We start from the raw sequence: 21,800 nt of genomic DNA, 5'->3' as shown, positions 1-21,800 counted from the left end.
CCTGGTTCGTTTCGCACCACTTCTTGCTCATGATGTGCCACTGCGTGAACAGCTCTGGCAGGATGGGGAAGGGGTTGTTCAGCACAAAGTCGATCGTGTGATCGTCGATCTTCTTGATTTCCTTGATCTGGCCGACATAACTCTTCATGTCGGAGCCGTCGCCCTTGGCGCGCTCGTAGCTGAAGATCACGTCGTCTGCAGTGAACGGCGTGCCGTCATGGAACTGCACGCCCTTGCGCAGGTTGAAGCGCCACACCGTCGGCGAGGTCTGCTTCCAGTCGGTCGCCAGCGACGGAGCGAGCTTGTAGTTGCGGTCACGCGTGACCAGCGGTTCGTAGACATTGCCCACCACCGTCAGCTGCAGCGATTCGTTGAGCGAATGCGGGTCCAGCGAGAGGGCATCACCCTGGTTTCCAACCCGCAGGGTCACTGCGGACGCTACCAAAGTAGTAGCTGCCAGCGCTGTACCAACAAGGGCAAAAGCGGCTTTTTTCGTGAAATTCATGGGACTCTCCTGTTGAAAAAAATAATCAGCGTGGCACAGACAAAGGCATGGACTGCTCCACCAGCCCGGCATGCAGCGCGGCACCCAGCGGCAGGATGTCGTCGTTGAAGTCGTAGCGGCTGTTGTGCAGAAAACAGCTGCCAACACCGTTTTCGGCACCCTGGCCGATACGCATGTAAGCGCCGGGTTTGACCTGCAGCATGAAGGAAAAGTCTTCGGCGCCCATGCTGGGCTCCATGTCGCGCACGACGTGATCCTCACCCAGCAGGGTTTGCGCCACATCGGCTGCAAACATGGCTTCATCGAACGAGTTGATGGTGGCCGGGTAAATGCGTTCGTACTGCACGGAGGCGGTTGCACCAAAGCCCAGCGCAACGGCGCTGCAAAGCTCGTGGAGACGGCGCTCTATCAAGTCCTGCACGTCCGGGTTGAAGGTGCGGACCGTGCCCACCAGTGTGGCCTTGCCCGGCACCACGCTGAAGGCGCCCATGTCGCCCGCCTGCATCGCACACAGACTGATCACGGCACTGTCAATCGGCTTGACGTTGCGCGACACAATGCTTTGCACCGCCGTGATGATATGCCCGGCCACCAGCACAGGATCGACCGTCATGTAGGCGTGGGCGCCATGGCCGCCGCGGCCGGTGATGTCGATGGTGATGCGGTCAGCAGCAGCCATCATGGGCCCGGGATTGATGCCCACCGTACCGGGCTTCATGGACGGCCAGTTGTGCATGCCGTAAACCGCCTGCACCGGGAACCGGTCGAACAGGCCGTCTTCAATCATCACCCGCGCACCGGCAAAACCCTCTTCGCCGGGCTGGAAAATCAGCACAGCCGTCCCGTCAAAATGGCGCGTGGCCGCCAGGTAGCGGGCCGCGCCCACCAGCATGGCAACGTGCCCGTCATGGCCGCAACCGTGCATCATGCCGGCTCTTGAGGACTTCCAGGCAAAGTCGTTGTGTTCCGTCATCGGCAGCGCGTCCATGTCGGCACGCAAGCCGATCATCTTTCCACTGCTGCTGTGCTGACCCTTGATGACCGCCACCAGCCCGGTCTTGCCGATGCCGGTATGCACCTCGTCCACGCCACAGCGCTGCAGCGCCTCCTTCACGCGGGCACTCGTATAGATCTCTTCGAAACCGAGTTCCGGGTGGGCATGCAGGTCGCGGCGAAAGGCCGTGATTTCCGGGTGGAACTCGCTGATCTGCGCGAAGGCGCGGCCGTTGGCCTTGAGCGCAGGAACAGGCCGGGGAGACAGCATGTCAGTGCCCTCCCGCCGAGCCGACGCGCAAACGCGGATCCACTACAAAATACAGCAGGTCAACCACCAGGTTGATCACGACAAAAATCAGCGCGATCAGACACAGGTAGGCGGCCATCACGGGGATGTCGGCAAAGGTCACCGCCTGGATGAACAACAGGCCCATGCCTGGCCACTGAAAAACGGTTTCAGTGATGATCGCAAAAGCGATCAACCCGCCCAGCTGCAGGCCGGTGATGGTCATGACCGGCACAAGGGTGTTTTTCAGCGCGTGTCCAAAATGGATGGCGCGGTTGGACAGGCCACGCGCGCGTGCAAACTTGATGTAGTCCGTGCGCAGCACTTCCAGCATTTCGGCGCGGACCAGCCGCATGATCAGCGTGAGCTGGAAGATAGCCAGCGTCACCGCTGGAAGCACGATATGGTGCCAGCCCTTGGCCGTCAACAACCCGCTGCTCCACCAACCCATCTGCACCACGTTGCCCCGCCCGAAACTCGGGAACCAGCCGAGGCCCACGGAGAAAAACAGAATCAGCAGGATACCGATCAGGAAGGTAGGGAGCGACACGCCCACCAGCGACACCGTCATGAGCAACTGACTCAGAAAGGTGCCCCGGCGCAAGGCCGCATAAACACCCATCGGTACACCAATCACCAGCGCCAGGATGGCAGCCACCAGTGCCAGCTCCAGCGTGGCCGGGAAACGCTCGGCAATCAGGCGTGAAACCTTGGCCCCCTGGCGCAAACTGAGGCCAAACTCGCCCTGCACCGCATTGACCAGAAAGTGGCCGAACTGCACGAAAAAGGGCTTGTCCAGCCCCAGATCGGCGCGCAGCTGCGCAATCTGGTCAGGCTGTGCGTCCTGCCCCAACAGAAACACCACCGGGTCGCCAACATACTGGAACAGCATGAATGCAATAAAGGCCACAGCGACCATCACGATCACTGCCTGGAGCAGGCGACGGAGAATAAATGCAAACATTCGGGGGGATGGTTTTGAGAGAGAGCCAATGCTAGCAGAGCAAGCACTGTGCCGACACCGGGGTTTCCTTTAGACCTAAAGAAAATAACTGCAGAAAAGGGCCCCGGAGGGCCCTTTTTGTCAGCTCGCTCAGTTGACCTTGATCAGCCGCCAATCGAGCCGGTTGTCAGCGCGGTGCACGACATCAATATTCTTCTTCATCGCCCACGGAATGATCTGGTTGTGCAGGGGAATATGCGAGACCGTGTCGTTCGACAGCTGCAAGGCCTCGGTCAGCAGGCGGTTACGCACGGGCAAATCGGTCTCCACCTTCACGCGATCCACGATGTAGTCCATGCGCGGGTTGCTGTAGCGGCCGACGTTGTAGTTGCCGTCACCGCCCGTGCCCACACTGCGGACGAGCGACTGCAAACTGTAAAGGGCGTCAAAGGTAGGCACGCCCCAGCCCAACATGTAGATGCTGGCTTCGTAGCGCTGGATCATCGGGAAATAGGTGACCAGCGGCAAGGTGCGCAGCTTGGCCTTCACGCCGGCCCGCGCCCACATCGCGGTCACAGCCTGGCAGATTTCCTCGTCGTTGATGTAGCGGTTGTTGGGACAGGCAAAGTCCACCTCGAAGCCGTTGGGGTAACCGGCCTGGGCAAGCAGCTTTTTGGAGGCCTCGGGATCGTAAGGGTGACGCTTGTGCACCCCTTCGGTCCAGCCGTTGACCTGCGGCGCCACGATCGCTCCCGTCGGCTGGCTCAGGCCACGCATGGTGACGCGCTGGATGGCATTGATGTCGATTGCCTGGTACAGCGCCATACGCACACGCTGGTCTTTCAGCGGGTTCTTTCCCTTGATATTGGAGCCAGGCAACTCTTCGCGGAATTGGTCCATGCCGAAGAAGATGGTGCGGTTCTCGATGCCGTCGATCACCTTCAGGTTGCCGGTGCTGCGCAGCCGGCCCAGATCCTGGATGCTGGGGTCAAGGACGAAATCAACTTCGCCCGACAACAGGGCAGCAACCCGGGTGGCTTCCGATTTGATCGGTGTATAGACGACTTCGGTCACATTGGATTCGTTCTTGCCCCAGTAATTGGGGTTTGAAACCAGCACCAGCTTCTGGTCTGGTTGCCATTCCTTGACCATGAAAGGGCCGGTGCCCATGGCATTGCGGTGTGCGAAGGTTTCGTCCTTGGCACGGATGTCTTTGGGTTCGGTGGATTTGTTTTTCTCGGCCCACGCCTTGCTCATGATGCGCAGCTCGGTCAACTGGTTGAGCAGGACCGGGTTCGGGCCCTTCATCATGATGTCCACGGTCGAATCGTTGACCTTGACCACCTTGTCGATGCCCTGGGTATAAACCGCATAGTTGGAGGTTTTGGCGGTTGCACGGGTCAAGGAGAACACCACGTCGTCCGCCGTCAACGGGGTGCCGTCGCTGAACTTCACGCCGCTCCGCAAGGAAAAGCGAACCTGCGTCGGCGACACGTCACGCCAGGAGGTGGCGAGCTGGGACTCCACCTTGAAAGTGCGGCTGTTGTAGTAGACCAGCGAGTCGTAGACGGCCGCGTGAACGCCATTGCCAAGCGCATTGTTCTGCGAGTGGATGTCGAACGTGGGGATATCGCTCGCGCTCGACCACTTGAAGGTCTTGGCCTGCACGGCAGGCACCACAGCAAATGACGCAGCTGCCGCGGCAGCGATGAGAAGCTGGTGAAATTTCATGGTTTTTTCTCTGAAAATTAAGCAGCAAATATACAACCGGCCCATGAAGGTAAAGCAAGGGTTTCCCCCTGAAATGGGCTGGCTGAACACGCCTGACGCACCCCACTGCGCGCTTGAGATTCGCGCCCGCCGGCGGCTTGCAACTCCCGGGTCAGGCAAGCGGTTAACGCGCCTGCGTGACCTTCGCGGCCTTGGCGACCTTGGCGAATGTGACCGGCCCATACCAGGCCGAGGTTTTGGAACGGGTGTTGTCGCTGTCGGTCATGATGCCTATGCCCACCAGCGCGCCAGGCGCTTCACCGAAAGTCTTTTCATAGTCAGCACGAATATCGCGCTCGTAGTCGACCCATTGGCGCAGCTTGCCCGCGCCGGATTCCACGACCAGTTTGCGTATCCTGTCGGTACGCGGATTGACAATCACTGAGCCCGGCGGGCGCGTGTTGCACCACACGTACATCAGCGTTGCGTACGGCAACTCCTCGCCGGTCAGAGCGCGCGCCAGTTCGGACAGCATGGCGTTCTTGCTGGAGAATTTGCTGCGGTCGCCTTCGAACACCAGCACCACGCGCACCGGCGAATCATCGGCTTCACGCAGCGCCATGTCGGCTTGCGCAATCAGCTCGGGCACTTTCCAGGAAAAACGTACGCTGGCCAGGTCATCCGGCTCCACGCGCAGCAGTTGGCGCACCATGCTTGCAGACGAACTGGACGTGGCAGCCATCGCGTCGCGCCCATCCTTGCGTTCATAACGAAAGTGGCTGGGTTGCTTGCCTGGAAAGGGATGGTGCCGCCACTCTGGCGTGACACCGCTTCCAGGGGACGCTGTCGCCCAGGGCGTAGCGCTGAGCACGGTTGGATCAGCCGGGGAAGCTGGGTTGGCCGGCGACATCAACGATGCACACCCCGCCAGCTGCAGCAAAGCCAGTAACACCATGCCACCCATCAAGGCAATCCACCGTGGCTCCCTGTCAAGCTGCGTCATCAACGTCTCCCGATAGAGGTATAGATCCGGATTTTCCATGAAAAAAGCCGCCCGAAGGCGGCTTTTTAATCTTTCTTGATTGAAGCTGGCACAAGGCCAGCCATCAATTAGAAGGAGTGCTTGATACCGAAGTCGTAGCCGGTCGAACGTGCGTTCGCTGCAGTCACGGCACCGTTCAGAGCCTGGGCTGCGCCGCCGCTGTTGGTCACGCGAGCAAACGTGGTGTACAGAGCCGTACGCTTGGACAGGTTGTGCACATAACCCAGAGCCCATTTTTTGGACTTGGGTGTACCAGCAGCGTCGGTTTTGTAGGTGGAGTAAGCCACACGGATCTGGCCGGCACCCATTGGGACCAAAGCACCGATCAAAGCGCCCTTGCCCGTCACCGAGGTGGGGGTAGAGTCAACTTTGTCACGGGTCACCAAAGCCATGGCTTGGGCGACGCCGAAGTCAAACGAACCACCGAGGTTGGTAGAGCGGGTCTTGCCAGTGGTAGCAGTCTGAGCAAACTTGGTGCTGGACGTTGCCATAGCCACGTTGACAGGACCGTTGGCGTAGCCGAGACGGATGGCAGAACCGTTGCCGTCTTTTTCGGTAGCAACACCGGTCTTGTTGTTCTCACCCATGTAAGCCTGGAACTGGCCGTAGAAGCCGCCCAGGTTGCCTGGCAGGAAGTAGCCAACGCTGTTCGACGCGCGAACTGCAGTGGTGCCGCCGAGGCCGGAGCTCAGGGTCTGGGTGGTGCCCACGCCGTTGGTGCCGAACGGATCAAACACGGTCTGGTTCCAGAACTGAGGCGTGTAGTCACGACCCAGACGCAGCTCACCCAGGCCGCTGGCCAGGCTGACGGTCGAACGACGGTTGAAAGTCAGGCCGCCACCACCGGTTGCGCCGGTAGTTTGGTTGTTGGTGCTGGTGTTAGCGCCGGAGCCGTTGTCGTTGTTCAGACCAGCTTCCAGCCAGAAAGAAGCAGACATGCCACCGCCGAGGTCTTCCGTACCACGGAAGCCCAGACGGCTGGAGTTGTAACCGGAATTGCCGAGCTGGCTCTTGCTGGAAGAACCAACGCCGGAGCCCGAACCATGCTGGTACGCTGCGTCAACAACGCCGAACAGGGTCACGGAAGACTGGGCCGAAGCCACGCCAGCAGCAGCCAGGATAGCCAAAGCGACTAGGGATTTTTTCATTGCGAGTTTCTCCAAGGTTAAACATAGGGCTCCAGGATTTTGGATCCCCGGGCCAACCTCCATTTAGGAAGTTGTATGTATTGCACCAGAGGCTGAGAGCTTTCGCAAAGGAATTGGCCCGATAAATTCAATTCCGTTGCACCCCTGCAACAAACCCAAAAACCCGTGAAGCGGCATTTATCCGCCTTTCAAACCCTGGCCATTGTCGCCACTCATGTACTACAATTTGTACTACTTTTTAAAAAATCATCCGGGCCAGAAATCAGGCGCAATGGAGTGCTTGTCGGCCCACCCATTACCCATGAAATTCCAGCTGATCTCGCTGCGCGACGCCAACCAGAATTTCTCCAGGCTCATCGCCTCTGTCGAGCGTGGAGAGGCTTTCTGCATCACCCGGCGCGGGCAGGAAGTGGCGCGGCTGACACCGTTGCCCACGCCTGCGCCCATGGAAAAGTCGCCTGGCAGTCAGGACCCGTTGCCCAGCGAAACAACCATGCTGCACGCCTCCCTTGCAGAGCGTGTCCGTCAGCTGGAGGCCCGGCTGGATAAAATTTCAACTGCACTTTCACCGACTGACAAGCGATAAACACCACCATGGATGCTCTGATCACTACCGCCGACAGCGCCCTGCGCACCCTGTTTGCCACACCCCGCGCCAGCCGCACCTGCCCGACCGTGCCCGCACAGGACACCGAGCTCAGCGCCGCGGACAAGGCACTGGCCGGCGCGCTGATGCGGGTCAACCATGTCGGCGAGGTCTGCGCGCAGGCGCTGTACGCTTCGCAGGCGCTGAGCACACGCAACCCCGTTTTGCGCCAGCACTTCCTGGAGGCCAGCAAGGAAGAAGGCGACCACCTGGCCTGGACGCATGAGCGGCTCGATGAACTCGGCGCCCGCCCCTCACTGCTGAACCCGCTGTGGTACGCCGGGGCTTTCGGGCTCGGCCTGCTGGCGGGCCGTCTCGGGGACCGGGTCAGCCTGGGTTTTGTGGTGGAGACGGAGCGGCAGGTCGAAACGCATCTGGCCAGTCACCTGGAACGCCTGCCAGAGGGCGACCATGCCTCGCGAGCCATCGTGGCGCAAATGAAGGACGACGAGGCACGTCACGCCCAGGAAGCGCAGAGCGCCGGCGCGTTTGCGTTGCCCGCGCCGGTGAAGGCCTTGATGCGGGCCGCGGCCAAGGTCATGACCACCACCGCACATCACATCTAGATTGCTATTTTTTCGATAGCTGTCGGCGCTTTATTCACAAGGGCTGCAGCCCGATTTAGCATCAAAATCAGGCTTCAACCAGCTCAAAGCTGGTGGTGATGTCAGCCGTTTTGCCGAGCATGATGGTGGCCGAGCAGTACTTGTCGTGGCTCATGGCAATCGCGCGTTCCACCGCGCTGGCAGCGATGCCGCGTCCCGTCACGACAAAATGCATGTGGATTTTCGTGAACACCTTGGGGTCGGTCCCGGCCCGTTCGGACGTGAGCTTGACCGTGCAGCCGCGCACATCGTGGCGGCCGCGCTTGAGGATCAGCACCACGTCGTAGGCCGTGCAGCCGCCGGTGCCGGCCAACACGGTTTCCATCGGGCGCGGCGCCAGGTTGGCGCCGCCGTTGTCTGGCTTGGCGGCGTCAGGCGCGCCATCCATCACCAGCGTGTGCCCACTGCCGGTGGTTGCCAGAAAACTCATCGCCGAGCCAGAAGTTGTTGTTGTGCCCGCGCTGGCAGGGGGGCCGGTCCAGCTCACTGTGCATTCCATGAATTGCCATCCTCAAAAGTCAGAAATAGTTGTCAAAAGTAGCAGCGATTGTTTATTTTTCGCAACAGATCATTGTTGCAGCGCAACATGCCTCCGCTATACTGAAATCATCGCATGAACACGGCTTTGTTTTCATGCACCGCTTGTCTCCTCCATCCCTGAAAGGGTGGATTTACAGGCCCAGACCGCAAGGTCTGGGCCTTTTTTCTTGCCCACTATGATGTCGGGTTGCGAGAAAACACATGTCCACTCCCCCCCGCCCCGCTCCCCGCCGCTCACCCGGCACCCCCCGGCCCGCCTCCGCCGGGGCGCTCACACCCGCCGATTACCTGAAAAAAATCCTGACCGCGCGCGTCTATGACGTAGCGGTGGAATCCGCCCTGGAGCCGGCGAAAAACCTCAGCCGCCGGGTGCACAACACGGTGCTGCTCAAGCGCGAGGACCAGCAGCCGGTGTTCAGCTTCAAGCTGCGCGGCGCCTACAACAAGATGGCGCACCTGAGCCCCGCCCAGCTCAGGAAAGGTGTGATCTGCGCCTCGGCCGGCAACCATGCGCAGGGCGTGGCGCTCGGCGCGCACAAGCTGGGCACACGCGCCGTCATCGTGATGCCCGTGACCACGCCGCAGGTCAAGGTCGATGCCGTCCGGGCGCTCGGCGGCGAGGTGATCCTGCACGGCGACAGCTACTCGGACGCCCACCTGCACGCCGTCACGCTGGAGAAAAAAAATGGCCTGACCTTTGTGCACCCGTTTGACGACCCGGATGTGATTGCTGGCCAGGGCACGATTGCGATGGAAATCCTGCGCCAGATCCAGACCATCGGCAAAGGCTCGCTCGACGCGGTGTTTGTGGCCATCGGTGGCGGCGGGCTGATTTCCGGCGTCGCCAACTACATCAAGGCCGTGCGCCCCGAGGTGAAGATCATCGGCGTGCAGATGAACGATTCCAACGCCATGGCCCAATCGGTGGGCGCCGGAAAACGCGTCACCTTGCCGGATGTGGGCCTGTTTGCCGACGGCACGGCCGTCAAGCTGGTCGGTGAGGAAACCTTCCGCATCAGCCGCGAGCTGGTGGACGAATTCATCACCGTGGACACCGATGCCGTCTGCGCCGCCATCAAGGACGTGTTCATCGACACGCGCAGCATTGTCGAGCCCTCGGGCGCCATGAGTGTGGCCGCCATCAAGCAGTACGTGGCCACCCACAGGACCAAGGGCGAGACCTACGCGGCCATCCTGTGCGGCGCGAACATGAACTTCGACCGCCTGCGTTTTGTCGCCGAACGGGCTGAGGTCGGCGAAGAGCGCGAAGCGCTGTTTGCCGTGACGATTCCCGAGGAACGCGGCAGCTTTCGCCGGTTTTGCGAACTGATCGGCGAACTGCCCGGCGGGCCGCGCAGTGTGACCGAGTTCAACTACCGCATCAGCGATGCCAGCCAGGCGCATGTGTTTGTCGGCCTGACCACGCACGGCAAGGGCGAGAGCATCAAGATCGCCAACAATTTCAGCAAACACGGCTTCAAGTCGCTCGACCTGACGCATGACGACCTGGCCAAGGAACACATCCGCCACATGGTGGGCGGCCACACCGCGCTGTCGAAGGACGAACGCCTGCTGCGTTTTGTGTTTCCCGAGCGGCCCGGGGCGCTGATGAAATTCCTGGGCGCCATGAAGCCGGGCTGGAACATCTCCCTCTTCCACTACCGCAACCAGGGCGCCGACTACGGCCGTATCCTGGTCGGCCTGCAGGTCCCCAAGGCCGACAACAAGGCCTTCAAGGCCTTTCTCGACACCCTGGGCTATCCGCATGTGGAAGAGACCGACAACCCGGTCTACCGGCTGTTTCTGCAGAGCTGACGGGCCTTGCCATGACTGCGGCAGGCGCATCCATGCCACCCAATTCGTCCTGCCCCGGTTGCGGCGCGACTTTTCGCTGCGGCATGGTCGGAGGCGACGCCGAATGCTGGTGCGTCAAGCTGCCTCACCTCCTGCCGGTGCCATCCAGCCCCTCATCCACAACCGGCACGACGGGCGCCTCCTGCTTTTGCCCCACCTGCCTCCAGAAAATCACCGATGAACGACAACACACCCCTTCTCCTGCCCACGATTGAACCGACCGCGAACGCAGCGCTGGCCGCCCGCCTGCAGCACAAGATCGACCAGAAAACCAAGCCGCTGGGCGCGCTCGGCCAGCTCGAAGCGCTGGCGCTGCAGCTCGGCCTGATCCAGCGCAGCGAGGCCATCACCTTTGAGTCGCCGCAAATGGTGGTGTTTGCCGCCGACCACGGCATTGCCAGCGAGGGTGTGTCGGCCTTTCCGCAGGCCGTGACGGTGCAGATGGTGGGCAACATGCTGGCTGGCGGTGCCGCCATCAATGTGTTTGCGCGTCAGCACGGTTTTGCGCTGCAGGTGGTGGACGCCGGCGTGGCCGCCGATCTGGCCAACCACCCGCAGCTGCAGCAACGAAAAATAGCCCCGGGAACGCAGAACATCTGCGAAGGTCCTGCCATGTCGCTGGCGCAGGCCCGCGCCGCGCTGCAGGCCGGCATGGATGTCATGCGCGGCTTGAGCGGCAACGTCGTGGCTTTTGGCGAAATGGGCATTGCCAACACTTCGCCCGCCGCCCTGCTGCTGGCACGGCTGGCCGGCCTGCCGGTCGGCGACGTGGTCGGGCGCGGTACCGGTCTGGACGATGCGCAACTGGCGCACAAACAGGCCGTGCTGCAACGCGCGTTGACCCGCCACGCCGACGTGAGTGAGCCGCTGGCCGTACTCGCCGCGCTGGGCGGCTTCGAGATCGCCATGATGGCCGGCGCCATGCTGCAGGCCGCCAGCGAGCGCCGCGTGGTGCTGGTCGACGGCTTTATTGCCGGTGCCGCCGCGCTGGTGGCACGCGCCCTGGTGCCGCAGGTGCGGGACTACCTGGTGTTTTGCCACCGCTCGGCCGAACGCGGGCACCACCTGCTGCTGGCGCACCTGCAGGCCAAGCCCTTGCTGGACCTGGACCTGCGCCTGGGCGAAGGCACGGGCGCCCTGCTCGCCTGGCCGCTGCTGCCATCGGCAGCCCTGTTCATGGCCGAGATGGCGAGTTTTGATTCGGCAGGGGTCAGCGCAAAGACGGAAACCTGACGTCGTGGCTGGCTCGGTGACGCCTTCCTTTGGTCATCCCGGACTCGATCCGGGATCCATGCAGCATGGACCGACAGGCGCAGTGACCCAGCATGGGCTGCGGGTCAAGCCCGCAATGACCATCCCTACCGGCGCCAGGCCATGACCCAGTTCATCCGCCACTACCTGCTGGCCGTCCAGTTCTTTACCCGCATCCCGGTCACGGGCCGCCTGGCCGAATGGGCAGGCTACAGCCCGGCCATGCTGCGCGCCAGCGCCGCACATTTCCCCGGCATCGGCTGGCTGGTCGGCGCGGTGGCTGCGGGCGTGTATGCCTTGCTGGTGGCCCTGCTGCCCCCGAACCTGTTCGCACCGCTGGTGGCCGCTGCCTTGTCCACCGTGGCCACGGTGCTGCTGACCGGCGCCTTCCACGAAGACGGCCTGGCCGACGTCAGCGACGGCCTGGGCGGCAGTAGCGAGGCGCCACGCGCACTGGAGATCATGAAGGACTCGCGTGTCGGCGCTTTCGGCGCGCTGGCACTGGTGCTGGCGGTGGGCTGCAAGCTGGCGCTGATCGCTTTGCTCGGCTCGCTCGAAACCGAAGTGCCGGACGGCGAGGAGGTGCTGTTGGCCCTGGACCCCTGGCTGGTGCCTGCTGCGCTGCTGGCCGCCCACGTCGTTTCGCGCGGCCTGCCCCTGCTGCTGATTCGCATCTTGCCGCATGTGGGGGACACCGCGACGTCAAAGTCCAAACCCCTGGCCGACCAGATCAGCCTGACCAGCCTGGGCGTCGCATTTTTATGGTGTTTGATGGCCCTGGCCCTTGTCAGTTATGCGCTAAACGCTATCGCTTTGATAGCAGCCTGCAGCTTCGCTGTGCTCGCGTTGCTGTGGATGGCGCGCCTGTTCACGCGCCGCCTGGGCGGTTTCACCGGCGACTGTCTGGGCGCGACCCAGCAGGTCTGCGAAATCACTTTTTACCTCGGCTTGGCCGTCGGTATGGCATGAAACTCTGGCTGGTCCGCCACGCACCCGTGCTGCTGGCGACCGGCAGCTGTTACGGCGCCCTCGACGTGCCTGCCGACGCCGCAGCCACGCTTGCCTGCGCCAAGGCCCTGGCCGACGTGCTGCCGCGCGGCCTTCAGATCAGCACGTCTTCGCTACAAAGATGTGAGCAGCTGGCGCAATCCCTATGCGGGCTAAGGCCCGATTTGATCTTTAAATCAGACGCCCGGCTGCGGGAAATGAACTTCGGCAGCTGGGAAGGCCGGCCCTGGAACCTGATCACCCAAAGCGACATCGATGCCTGGACCGCCGACTTTGCCGGCCATGCGGTGGGCGGTCATGGCGAGACCGTGCGCGCGGTGATGGCGCGCGTGGGCGCGGCTTTTGACGAATTGGGTGATGCTGACGCCGTGTGGATCACCCATGCCGGCATCATCCGCGCCGCGCAGTTGCTGGCCCAGGGCATCCGCGAGGTGGAACGCGCCGACCAGTGGCCGCTGGACGCAACGACCTGCGGCCAATGGCGCACACTTGAGCTATCGTTGAAGCATTCCCCTTGAGGCAACACAGGCAAAATCATGGCAGCAACTCTGGACGGACAACTGGTGGTGGCGATTTCATCGCGCGCGCTGTTCGACTTTGAAGAAGAAAACCGCGTGTTCGAGGACGGCCTGGGCCAGCCGCCCGCGCCCGGTACCAAGCGCGATGCCGCCTACATGCAGCTGCAGCTGGACCGGCTCGACGTGCCGGCCAAACCGGGGGTGGCCTTCTCGCTGGTCAAAAAACTGCTCGCCTTCAACGACGCGCCCGACAACCTGGACGAAACACTGGCCCCCACGCTCGTCGCTTCGCGAGCCTACGGCGGTTCGCTGCCCCTTTCATCGGGAAAAGGGGCTGTTTCGCCTGGGGGCGGCCCGTCGGAAAATCCTGCGCCCGCCGGCACTTCGAAGCTGGCGCAGCGCGTCGAGGTGGTGATCCTCTCGCGCAACGACCCGGTCTCGGGCATGCGCGTGTTCCGTTCGGCCCAGCACTACGGCCTGGCCATCCAGCGCGGCACCTTCAACCGTGGCGAGCCGCCGTGGCGCTACCTCAAGCCCCTGCACGCCAACCTGTTTCTGTCGACCCACCTCAGCGATGTACGCGAGGCCCTGGCAGCTGGCGTGCCTGCCGCCCAGGTCTATCCGCAGTCGGCCCATGCCAGCGACCAGCACCCGAACGAGGTACGCATTGCCTTCGACGGCGACGCGGTGATTTTTTCCGACGAGGCCGAACGCGTGTTCCAGGCGCAGGGCCTGTCGGCCTTCCAGGCACATGAACGCGACAAGGCCGCGCAGCCGCTGCTGGCGGGGCCCTTCAAGCCGCTGCTGGAAGCGTTGCACCGGCTGCAGCAGGTCGGCACCTCGCGCATGCGCATACGCACGGCGCTGGTGACGGCGCGCAGCGCGCCGGCGCATGAACGCGCCATCCGCACCCTGATGGACTGGAACATCGAGGTTGATGAAGCCATGTTCCTCGGCGGCCTGGCCAAGGGCGAGTTTTTGCGCGAGTTCGAGCCCGACTTTTTCTTCGACGACCAGACCGGCCATGTCGATGCAGCCTCGCAGCATGTGCCTTCCGGCCATGTGGTCAGCGGCGTGTCGAACCCGCTGTCCTGACAGATTGGGTTGCCATGGCGTCGCTGATCCGCCACCCATGTCGAACAATGGACGGGGCAATCGACGGAACAATGGTTCTTCCAGCATGGATCCCGGGTCACGCCCGGGATGGCACCAGGTGAAAGCTCAGCGGCCCTGAAACTTGGCCGGCCGCTTCTCCACAAACGAGCGCACACCCTCGGCCGCGTCCTCACTGCGCGCCAGCCCCTGCTGCACCGTGATGAAGTCCTGCATGGCGGCCAGCGGGCCGTGTTCCACCGCCTTGAGCGCGTTTTTTCGCGTCGCCACCACCGCCAGCGGCGCCTGCGCGGCAATCGCTTCCGCGATACGCAAAGCCTCGTCCAGCGCCTGGCCGGCGGGCACCACCTTCTGCACGAAGTTCAGCCGCAGGGCCTCGGCGCTGTCGAACTCGTCGCCGGTCAGCAGGTGCAGCAGCGCGTTGCCCAGGCCGGCGCGTTCGGCCATGCGCAGGGTGGCGCCGCCCGTGGCCATGATGCCGCGTTTGACCTCGAGCTGGGAGAACCGGCAGTTGTCGGCGGCGACCACGATGTCGGCCGCCAGCATCAGCTCGATGCCCAGGGTGTAGGTGATGCCCTGTACCGCCACCACCATGGGTTTGCCCCTGCGCCGGTAACCCTCCATGCCCAGATTGAGCGGATCGACCAGCCCCAGCGGCACAGCCTTTTCACCGCGCTGCATCAGCGGCGCAATCGTCGGCAGATCCAGCCCGGCGGTGAAATGTTCGCCCAGCGCGTGCAACACACCGACACGCAACGCCGGGTCGTCGTCGAGCCGCGTGTAGGCTTCGCCGAGTTCGCGGAACATCTTCGGCGTGAAGCCGTTGCGCTTGGCCGGGCGGTTGATGGCGATCAGCAGCAAGGGGCCGCGCACGGTGCAGTCAATACTGCCTTCGGGGGAAGGGGGCGGGGAAGTGTTCATCCGGCCATCCTAGCGAGTTCCGGCCCGGCGGCCATTCACCCACGCGACAGGGCGCGGCACTACACTGGCTGCCATTTCCGCCTCCTTCAATCCTCCAAGGATGACTCCCATGCCCCAGACGCCCCTGGCTCCCGCCGTGCCCGGCAAGTTCGCCGCTTTCAAGGACTTCTGTCGCAAGGCCTGGGCGCTGACCCGGCCCTACTTCGCGTCCGAAGACAAATGGAAGGCGCGCGGCCTGCTGCTGGCCATCGTGCTGCTCAACCTCGGCGCGGTGTACATGCTGGTGCTGCTCAACGAATGGAACCGGGTGTTTTACGACGCGCTGCAGGACAAGAACCAGCCGGTGTTCTGGGAGCAGCTTGGGCGCTTCACCTACCTGGCGTTTGCCTTCATCATCATCGCGGTCTACCGCTTTTACCTGACGCAGCTGCTGGAGATCCGCTGGCGCGCCTGGATGACGACCCACTACCTGCAGCGCTGGCTGGCCGACCATGCCTTCTACCGGATGGAGCTGGCCCGTTACGCGAGTCATGGGACGAATGGCGCCAATGGCAATGGGGGCAACGGCACGGCCGCGCCGGACAACCCCGACCAGCGCATCCAGGAAGACCTCAACCTGTTCACCACCTACACCATCTCCCTGAGCATGGGCCTGCTCAACGCCGTGGTGACGCTGCTGAGTTTTGTCGGCATCCTGTGGGGCCTGTCGGGGCCGTTTGGCTTCACGCTGGGCGGCACCAGCTTCAACATTCCCGGCTTCATGGTCTGGATGGCGGTGCTGTATTGCGCGGCCGGCAGCATCATCACGCACTACATCGGCCGGCCGCAGATCCGGCTCAACTTCCTGCAGCAGCGTTACGAGGCGGACTTCCGCCACCACCTGGTGCGGGTGCGTGAGTACAGCGAATCAATTGCGCTCGACAAGGGCGAGGCCGTCGAGCGGGTGCACCTGGAAAGCCGCTTTTCCACCGTGCTGGGCAACTACCTGACCCTGATCAAGAAGCAGAAAAACCTGATCTGGTTCACCAACTTCTTCGGCCAGGCCGCCGTGGTGTTCCCTTTTGTGGTGGCGGCACCGCGTTTTTTCAGCGGTGCCATCCAGCTCGGGCAGCTGATGCAGATCTCGTCGGCTTTCGGCCGCGTACAGGACTCGCTGAGCTGGTTTGTCGACAACTACAGCAGCCTGGCCGCCTGGCGCGCCACGACCGACCGTCTGACCAGTTTTGAAGAGAGTTTTACGGCTCTGAACCAGGCACAGCTTGCGCAGACAGCTATGAATTCCGTAGCAACCAGCGGCTCCGCCACCGGCCTCGAAACGCAGGACCTGACCGTGGCCCTGCCCACCGGGGCAGTGCTGCTGGAAGGTGTCTCGCTGCATGCCGACGCCGGCGAGAATGTGTTGATCAAGGGCCCATCGGGCAGCGGCAAATCAACGCTGTTTCGCGCGCTGGCCGGCATCTGGCCCTTCAGCCGCGGCGCTACCCGCCTGCCGGCCAACACCATGTTCATCCCGCAACGCCCCTACTTCCCGAACGGCAGCCTGCGCGATGCGCTGGCCTACCCGCAACCGGCCGGCAGCTACAGCGATGCGCAACTGCGGCAGGCGCTGGAAGACGCGCTGCTTCCCAAGTTGACAGAGCGCCTCGATGACGAGGACGCGTGGAGCCAGAAACTCTCGGGCGGCGAGCAGCAGCGCCTGGCGATTGCCCGCGTGCTGCTTAAAAAGCCAAGCTGGCTGTTTGCCGATGAGGCCACCAGCGCGCTTGACGAAGATGCCGAAAAAATACTCTACGAACGGCTGCTGGCCCAGACCCGGCAAGCGGGAGGCGCTATTGTTTCCATAGCACATCGACCCACGGTGGCGGCTTTTCACGGCAAGCGCTGGGAGCTTGAGAAACAGCCGGAAGGCGCACCCGCGCTGTACCGGCTGACGCAAACCCGTGCCTGATCAGCGCCCGGCCGGCGTGGCCGCATAGGCCGCAAACCCCCGCAAGCGCAGCTCGCAGGCCGGGCACTGGCCGCAGCCATAACCCCAGGCATGGCGGTGCGTGCGGTCGCCAAGGTAACAGGTGTGGGTGTGTTCGATGATGAGTTGCACCAGAGTCTGGCCACCCAATGCCTCGGCCAGCGCCCAGGTCGCGGCCTTGTCGATCCACATCAGGGGTGTCTCGATCAGGAAACGTTTATCCATGCCCAGCGACAAGGCGAGCTGCATGGCTTTCATGGTGTCGTCGCGGCAGTCGGGATAGCCTGAAAAATCGGTTTCGCAGACCCCGGTGACCAGCACCTGCAGGTCGCGCCGGTAAGCCAGCGCGGCCGCCAGCGTCAGGAACAACAGGTTGCGCCCCGGCACAAAGGTGTTGGGCAGACCTGAACTTTCCATCTTGAAAGCCGTGTCGCGCGTCAGCGAGGTCTCGCTGACCTGGCCCAGCACGGCCAGGTCGAGGAAATGATCCTCGCCAAGCCTGGACGCCCACTGCGGAAACTGCGCCCTGATTTCGCGCAGCACCACCAAGCGCGCCTGCAGCTCGACGCTGTGGCGCTGGCCGTAGTCGAAACCCACGGTCTCCACGCGTTCGTACTTCGACAGCGCCTGGGCCAGGCAGGTGGTGGAGTCCTGGCCACCGGAGAACAGGACAAGGGCGGTGGTGTGCATGGCGGAAAAGTCGGGCGGTAGCAAAGCGGCTATTGTGCCCCGCGCAGCCGCACTAGAAGCGGTAACTGGCCGACAGCGAGAGCACGTAGTTGCGGCCGGCCGCCGGTTCGAAGTAGCGGCCGTTGCCTTCGTTGACGATCACCGAGCCGGCGTACTGGCGGTCGGCGATGTTGTCGACCCGCGCGGTCGCGGCGATGTTCCAGCGTGCCAGGTCGAACACATAACCCACATGCGCGCCCAGCGTGACAAAAGACGCGGCGGCATCGGTGTTGAAGTCGTTGACCGCGACCTTGCTCAGGTAACGCGCATCGACGCCGCTGCGCCAGCCGGTGGGCGGGCGCCAGCCCAGCTCCATGGCCAGCGCGTTTCGGGCTGTTCCCGGGATGCGGTTGCCAGCCGGCACCTGCGGCGCCGGGCACAAGGCGGCCGCACCGACGCAGGCAAAACCATCTCGGTAACGGGCATCAAGCAGGGTGTAGGAGAACTGCGCCAGCCAGTGGCGCGCCGGCGTCATGCTGGCGGCCAGTTCGAGGCCGCGCCGCCGCGTCGCGCCAGCGTTCTGGAAGGTGCTGCGTCCGCCAGTGTTGCTCTGCGTGACGATTTCATCCTGGGTGGCGGTGTGGAACACCGCCGCGGTCCATTCGGCGCGGGTGGCCGCGCCTGCGGCGGTTCGCCATTTCACACCGGCTTCGAGGTTGTTGCTGCGGGAAGGCCGCAGCGCAAAGTTGAGCCCGCTGCCGGCGGCGCGGTAAGCCAGCTCATTGAAGGTCGGCGTTTCGAATCCACGACCTGCCGCCGCGTACACCCGCCACTGTTCCGAAGGCGCAAAACTCACGCCGGCTGCGGGCAGGGTCGCGCTGTAAGACACGCTGCCGCTGTCGTTGCCGTTGCCCGGGACCACGTAGTTGTCGGCGGAGTCGAAATTCACCCGGCTGTGGCGCACACCGGCGTTGATGGTCCAGCGCGGGTCCGGCTTCCAGGTCGCCTGCACATAAGGATCCAGGCTGGTGACGCGGTTGTCCTCGTCACGGCGAAGCGCGCCCAACACACCCAGCGCCGTGCCCTGGAAGTTCTGCCAGCCGCGGCGCTGCTCGCTCATCGTGTCATACGCCAGGCCGCCGACAATTTCCAGCGGCCGATCCGCCAGCGCGGTACGGGTGGTCCAGCGCGCGTCCAGCCCGCCGTAGTTGCGCTCCAGCCCGATCACGCCGCCCGGGTGCAACGGGTTGAGTTGGGGCGTCCTTGGATCAGGCGGAGCGGGGATAGCCTGGAACTGTGTGGTGGCGCGTTCACCGCCATAAACCATCAAACGCAGCTGGTTGCTGGCGTCGACCTTTCGTTCGTAGACGGCGCCGATCTGGCGCTGACTGACGGTCTTGCGGGTGTTGAAGGTGGTCGCTGCCGGGTCGGCGCTGCGCGGAGCAGCGTCGAATTGCGCGCGGCTCAGGCCCAGCGGGTCCTGGGCGTCCACCTTCACGGTATTGGCCAGCAGGCTCAAGGTGCTGTCATCGGCCAGTGCCCAGTCCAGCCGCATGTTGGCGCCTTCACGCTCGGCGGCACTGTGCGCGCGAAACCCGTTGGTGCTCAAACGCCCGGCGCTCAGCACATAGCCCATGGGGCCGGCAGCGCCACTCGCCTTGACGTCAGCCCGCCGCAAGCCGTAAGAGCCGACCGCCACACTGCCGCCCAGCACCGGGCTGCCCTGCCCTTCCTCGGTGAAGACCTGCATCACGCCGCCCGAGGAATTGCCGTACAGCACCGAGAACGGACCGCGCAATACTTCCAGGCGTCCGACCGAGGCCAGGTCAATGTGCGAGAGCTGGCCCTGCCCGTCGGGCATGGTCGCGGGGATGCCATCCACATACAGGCGCACACCCCGCACGCCGAAGGTCGAACGCGCGCCAAAGCCGCGCACCGACAGCTGCAGGTCCTGCGCCTGGTTCTGCCGGTCACGCGCCAGCAGGCCGGGCACCAGTGCCAGACTTTCCGACAGGTTGACCTGCGCGCGGCCATCGCCGCGGAGCCACTCGCCGTCGAGTACATCGACCGAGGCCGGCACGTCGAAAGGCGGCAGCTCGGTGCGGGTGGCAGTGACGCTGATGGGCGCCAGCGTCTGGGCGATGGAGGGGACGGCTCCGGCCATGGCCAGACAGGCCATGGCAGAAGACAGGTAGGGGCGGGCAGATTTCACGACGGGACAGAGGCGTTAGTTGCGCTGATTCTGCCTGCCGGTGAGCTCGGCTGTCATGCCCTACCCGTATAGCCCCTGCGAAGTAGGGATCAAACCCCGAGGAAGCCAAACCTCAGGTCGGGCCGCTGGCCGTCGATGAGCTCGGCGATGGCCTTGCCCGACCCGGCGCCGTGGGTCCAGCCCAGCGTGCCGTGGCCGGCGTTGACCCAGAGCTTGCCGACCCGGGTCCGGCCAATGCACGGAATGTTGGTCGGTGTGGCGGGGCGCAGGCCAGCCCAGAAGTTGGGCTGACCGCCCTGGGCCTCGTTGCGGGTGTCGCACACGCCGGGCAGCACCTGCTCAATGCGGTCGGCCAGCATCTGGCAACGTGCCCTGGCCAGTGGCGTGTCCAGCGAGAGGTCATACCCCGCCACCTCGATCGTGCCGGCGACTCGCAGGGTGTCGCCCAGACGGCTGATGGCGCACTTGACCTCGTCGTCGATGGTGCTGACCCAGGGCGCAAGTTCGGGCTGGAGCAGTTTGAAGGTGGCGCTGTAGCCTTTGCCGGGGTAGATGGACAGGTCCACGCCCGCCGTGCGCAACAATGGGGCAGACCAGGAACCACAGGCCACGACAAAGGCATCGGCACGCCACGTCAGCGACTCGCCGCTGCTGCGCTGCCTGAGCTGGAGCGTGCTGATCTCGCCGCCGGTTTTTTCCAGCCGCACGATGTCGTGCCCGTAGACAAACTTCACCCCGACCGCTTCGCAGCGTTGCGCCAGCTCCTGGGTAAAGACCCGCGCGTCACCGCTTTCGTCACTGGCGGTGTAGGTGCCGCCCACGATTTGATCGGCAAACGAGCGATAGGCCGGCTCGATGGCAAACAGTTCGCTGCTGCTGACCACCCGGCGGTCCACGCCAAAACCCCGCATCAGCGCGGCGGCCTGGGCGGCCGCGTCAAACGACGCCTGGTCGGTGTAGTAATGCGCGATGCCGCGCTCGAGCCGGTTGTAGACAATGCCGGTGCCCTGCACGATGTCCTTGAGCGCTGCGTGGCTGTAAGCGCCCAACGCCACGATCTGCTCGACATTGCGGCGAAAGGCTGCATCGGTGCACTGGCTCAGGAACTCCAGGCCCCAGCGCCACTGGCGCCAGTCGAGCGTGGGCCGGAACAGCAGCGGCGCATCGTTGCGAAACATCCACTTGAGCAGCTTGGCGGGCGCCTGCGGGTTGGCCCAGGGTTCGCAGTAACTCACGGAAATCTGCGCGGCGTTGGCAAAACTGGTTTCCATGGCAGCGCCATTCTGGCGCTCCACCACCGTCACCTCGTGCCCGCGTTGCGCCAGATGCCAGGCCGTGCTGACGCCAATGATTCCCGCGCCCATGACAATGATTTTCATGGTCAAGGCCTGTTCACACTACTGATGCAAGTGCGAATATGGTTAAAGCAGCGCCAATCCAGGCGCGCGACGACGCTCAGCCTGGGCGGCTGAGCTAGGAGTGCAACAACGAGTGGCGTTGCTTTAACCATATTCCCTCCGGGTTGCGGCCAAAAAGGCCATGCGCAGCGTTGCAAAGCCTTGCCGGGCGTCAGCCCGGCTGCGTTTTGCGCCTCGCGCATGGTCTTTTTGACTCGCAACGCACTTTGCATAAGTAGTGTGAACAGGCCCTAGTCTGGCCGTGCTTGCCGCAAATTAACAGCCTCGTTAAACTCTTTGGCAAATCATTAGAACGGCTAATAAGCCTATGTACGATCCCCTTGCCCTTGAATGCCTGGCCGCCATAGTTGAAGAAGGCGGTTTTGAGCGTGCCGCCCAGCGCCTGAATGTCACGCAATCGGCCATCTCGCAGCGCCTGCGGGTGCTGGAGGGCCAGGTCGGCGCGATCC

21 protein-coding genes are annotated in these 21,800 nt (G+C 63.5%); 10 read left to right on the top strand and 11 right to left on the bottom strand.

All coding sequences use genetic code 11. From position 1 onward, the window contains the following. The 6 genes from PSV33_RS08350 to PSV33_RS08325 all read right to left on the bottom strand — a co-directional run. The coding region (locus PSV33_RS08350) for an ABC transporter substrate-binding protein (RefSeq protein ID WP_300560564.1) at positions 1-505 on the bottom strand (505 nt) is incomplete at its 3' end. Between the two features lie 25 nt (positions 506-530). After that, the gene (locus PSV33_RS08345; protein ID WP_300560561.1) at positions 531-1,769 is read right to left on the bottom strand and encodes a M20 aminoacylase family protein; all 1,239 of its coding nucleotides are present in this window, start codon (positions 1,767-1,769) and stop codon (positions 531-533) included. Position 1,770: 1 nt separating this feature from the next. Further along, positions 1,771-2,751, bottom strand: a complete 981-nt coding sequence (locus PSV33_RS08340; RefSeq protein WP_300560559.1) for an ABC transporter permease — start codon at positions 2,749-2,751, stop codon at positions 1,771-1,773. A gap of 129 nt (positions 2,752-2,880) precedes the next feature. After that, positions 2,881-4,461, bottom strand: a complete 1,581-nt coding sequence (locus tag PSV33_RS08335) for an ABC transporter substrate-binding protein (protein WP_300560557.1) — start codon at positions 4,459-4,461, stop codon at positions 2,881-2,883. A gap of 163 nt (positions 4,462-4,624) precedes the next feature. Beyond that, on the bottom strand, positions 4,625-5,443 hold the full coding sequence (locus PSV33_RS08330) for a DUF3047 domain-containing protein (RefSeq protein ID WP_300560555.1): 819 nt from the start codon (positions 5,441-5,443) through the stop codon (positions 4,625-4,627). 107 nt (positions 5,444-5,550) lie between these two features. Next, the gene (locus PSV33_RS08325; RefSeq protein ID WP_300560553.1) at positions 5,551-6,630 is read right to left on the bottom strand and encodes a porin; all 1,080 of its coding nucleotides are present in this window, start codon (positions 6,628-6,630) and stop codon (positions 5,551-5,553) included. A gap of 214 nt (positions 6,631-6,844) precedes the next feature. Between PSV33_RS08325 and PSV33_RS08320 the strand changes: the two genes are divergently transcribed. Continuing rightward, positions 6,845-7,216: a type II toxin-antitoxin system Phd/YefM family antitoxin gene (locus tag PSV33_RS08320; protein WP_300560551.1), complete on the top strand. Its 372-nt coding sequence runs from the start codon at positions 6,845-6,847 to the stop codon at positions 7,214-7,216. An 8-nt stretch (positions 7,217-7,224) separates the two neighbouring features. Continuing rightward, positions 7,225-7,842 carry a 2-polyprenyl-3-methyl-6-methoxy-1,4-benzoquinone monooxygenase gene (coq7, locus tag PSV33_RS08315; RefSeq protein WP_300560549.1) on the top strand — a complete coding sequence of 206 codons (618 nt, stop codon included), beginning with the start codon at positions 7,225-7,227 and terminating at the stop codon, positions 7,840-7,842. 67 nt (positions 7,843-7,909) lie between these two features. On the opposite strand, the gene PSV33_RS08310 is transcribed toward coq7, so the two are convergent. Then, positions 7,910-8,380, bottom strand: a complete 471-nt coding sequence (locus PSV33_RS08310) for an OsmC family protein (protein ID WP_300560547.1) — start codon at positions 8,378-8,380, stop codon at positions 7,910-7,912. A gap of 242 nt (positions 8,381-8,622) precedes the next feature. On the opposite strand from PSV33_RS08310, the gene ilvA reads away from it, so the two are divergent. From ilvA to PSV33_RS08280, 6 genes are all read left to right on the top strand, one after another. Beyond that, positions 8,623-10,236, top strand: coding sequence for a threonine ammonia-lyase, biosynthetic (gene ilvA, locus PSV33_RS08305; protein WP_300560545.1), 1,614 nt, complete (start codon positions 8,623-8,625; stop codon positions 10,234-10,236). 11 nt (positions 10,237-10,247) lie between these two features. Then, positions 10,248-10,490 (top strand): cysteine-rich CWC family protein, encoded by a 243-nt coding sequence (locus PSV33_RS08300; protein WP_300560543.1) that lies wholly within the window; start codon positions 10,248-10,250, stop codon positions 10,488-10,490. Beyond that, on the top strand, positions 10,453-11,508 hold the full coding sequence (cobT, locus tag PSV33_RS08295) for a nicotinate-nucleotide--dimethylbenzimidazole phosphoribosyltransferase (protein ID WP_300560541.1): 1,056 nt from the start codon (positions 10,453-10,455) through the stop codon (positions 11,506-11,508). Before PSV33_RS08300 ends, cobT begins: the two co-directional genes overlap by 38 nt. A gap of 141 nt (positions 11,509-11,649) precedes the next feature. Beyond that, positions 11,650-12,495 carry an adenosylcobinamide-GDP ribazoletransferase gene (locus PSV33_RS08290; protein WP_300560540.1) on the top strand — a complete coding sequence of 282 codons (846 nt, stop codon included), beginning with the start codon at positions 11,650-11,652 and terminating at the stop codon, positions 12,493-12,495. Continuing rightward, on the top strand, positions 12,492-13,052 hold the full coding sequence (locus tag PSV33_RS08285; protein WP_300560538.1) for a histidine phosphatase family protein: 561 nt from the start codon (positions 12,492-12,494) through the stop codon (positions 13,050-13,052). The genes PSV33_RS08290 and PSV33_RS08285 overlap by 4 nt, the downstream gene beginning before the upstream one ends. A gap of 18 nt (positions 13,053-13,070) precedes the next feature. After that, positions 13,071-14,147 carry a 5'-nucleotidase gene (locus PSV33_RS08280; protein WP_300560536.1) on the top strand — a complete coding sequence of 359 codons (1,077 nt, stop codon included), beginning with the start codon at positions 13,071-13,073 and terminating at the stop codon, positions 14,145-14,147. Positions 14,148-14,273: 126 nt separating this feature from the next. Here PSV33_RS08280 and PSV33_RS08275 read toward each other — a convergent pair whose 3' ends face one another. Then, positions 14,274-15,086: a crotonase/enoyl-CoA hydratase family protein gene (locus tag PSV33_RS08275; protein ID WP_300560534.1), complete on the bottom strand. Its 813-nt coding sequence runs from the start codon at positions 15,084-15,086 to the stop codon at positions 14,274-14,276. A gap of 109 nt (positions 15,087-15,195) precedes the next feature. On the opposite strand from PSV33_RS08275, the gene PSV33_RS08270 reads away from it, so the two are divergent. Further along, positions 15,196-17,034, top strand: a complete 1,839-nt coding sequence (locus PSV33_RS08270) for an ABC transporter ATP-binding protein/permease (RefSeq protein WP_300560532.1) — start codon at positions 15,196-15,198, stop codon at positions 17,032-17,034. Here PSV33_RS08270 and queC read toward each other — a convergent pair whose 3' ends face one another. From queC to PSV33_RS08255, 3 genes are all read right to left on the bottom strand, one after another. Beyond that, on the bottom strand, positions 17,035-17,742 hold the full coding sequence (queC, locus tag PSV33_RS08265) for a 7-cyano-7-deazaguanine synthase QueC (RefSeq protein ID WP_300560530.1): 708 nt from the start codon (positions 17,740-17,742) through the stop codon (positions 17,035-17,037). Positions 17,743-17,794: 52 nt separating this feature from the next. After that, complete coding sequence (locus tag PSV33_RS08260; protein WP_366945588.1) at positions 17,795-19,900, bottom strand: TonB-dependent receptor; 2,106 nt, start codon at positions 19,898-19,900, stop codon at positions 17,795-17,797. A gap of 122 nt (positions 19,901-20,022) precedes the next feature. Continuing rightward, a complete protein-coding gene (locus tag PSV33_RS08255; protein WP_300560526.1) occupies positions 20,023-21,312 on the bottom strand; it encodes a D-amino acid dehydrogenase in 1,290 nt (429 codons plus the stop codon). A gap of 346 nt (positions 21,313-21,658) precedes the next feature. Here PSV33_RS08255 and PSV33_RS08250 point away from each other — a divergent pair. After that, positions 21,659-21,800, top strand: a 142-nt coding sequence (locus tag PSV33_RS08250) for a LysR family transcriptional regulator (RefSeq protein ID WP_300560566.1), incomplete at its 3' end; no start/stop codon positions are given.

The sequence above is a fragment of the Polaromonas sp. genome, assembly GCF_029945895.1.
Taxonomy (GTDB): domain Bacteria; phylum Pseudomonadota; class Gammaproteobacteria; order Burkholderiales; family Burkholderiaceae_C; genus Polaromonas.
This window is presented reverse-complemented; position numbering and strand designations above follow the sequence as displayed.